This is a genomic window from Pseudomonas sp. Mn2068 (assembly GCF_049319725.1).
Taxonomy (GTDB): domain Bacteria; phylum Pseudomonadota; class Gammaproteobacteria; order Pseudomonadales; family Pseudomonadaceae; genus Aquipseudomonas; species Aquipseudomonas gingeri.
The window spans coordinates 1-209 of record NZ_JBMOUG010000050.1; the positions used below are offsets into that span (position 1 = coordinate 1).

Here is a 209-nt window from a genome sequence, read left to right on the forward strand (position 1 = left end):
TGGTTGATCACGTCGATGCCGAAGTTCAGGTGCATGGATTCGTCGCGCAGGATGTACTGGAACTGCTCGGCGACGCCGGTCATCTTGTTGCGCCGACCCATGGACAGGATCTGGGTGAAGCCGCAGTAGAAAAAGATGCCTTCCAGCACGCAGTAGTAGGCGATCAGGTTGCGCAGCAGTTCCTTGTCGGTGTCGACGGTGCCGGTCTC

Annotated in this window: 1 protein-coding gene; it reads right to left on the reverse strand. The window is 58.4% G+C overall.

Annotated elements, in window-relative coordinates:
- A partial coding sequence (locus ACL9RJ_RS33315; protein WP_422766027.1) for a ribonucleotide-diphosphate reductase subunit beta occupies nt 1-209 on the reverse strand: 209 nt, incomplete at both ends.